General features: G+C 44.5%; 1 protein-coding gene. It reads right to left on the bottom strand.

The features are described 5' to 3' along the window. Window positions 1-193 precede the first annotated feature (193 nt). Window positions 194-598 (bottom strand): glutaredoxin domain-containing protein (locus tag R7190_RS28930; RefSeq protein WP_318138075.1); only part of this gene is annotated, 405 nt, incomplete at its 5' end.

The following is a 598-nucleotide window of genomic DNA, read 5'->3' as shown; positions in this document are numbered from 1 at the left end:
TATCTGCGAGGTTTTTTGTATTTGGCTTGTGAATAAAAACAAGACGTTATGATGAACAAAAAGTGTTGTATTTAAAATCGCTGATTCAGGTAGTAGAACGATTTAAGAACTAATAACTTAGATTTTAGCGGGAAGAGACAGGGTGGCCTCCGAGTCAAAGACGCCGGAGACCGGGGGGTAGGCTATGGACAGGTTAGCCTAGGTAAGTTTCTAGCTCTTCGCTACCACCGATGTGTTTACCGCCGATGAATACTTGCGGGACGGTCGTACGGCCTGTAATAGCACGAAGACTGGTGGAAGTTGCATCGTTCGCCAAAATTACTTCTTCATATTGAAGACCGTGAGCAATCAAGTTTTGTTTAGCTTTCATATAGAAAGGACAACCAGGCTTGGTAAATACAGTGATCGATTCCTGAGTTCTGTACTCTGGTGCGATGTAGTTCAGCATAGTGTCGGCATCCGATACTTTGAACGGGTCTCCTGGCTCATTTGGCTCGATGAACATCTTCTCAATCACGCCATCTTTTACCAACATGCTGTAACGCCAAGAACGTTTACCAAAACCGATGTCATTTTTGTTCACGAGCATGCCCATGCC

The sequence above is a fragment of the Vibrio sp. 1078-1 genome (assembly GCF_033340475.1).
The sequence above is the reverse complement of the archived record's forward strand: the minus strand, read 5'-3'. Positions and strand labels throughout refer to the sequence as shown.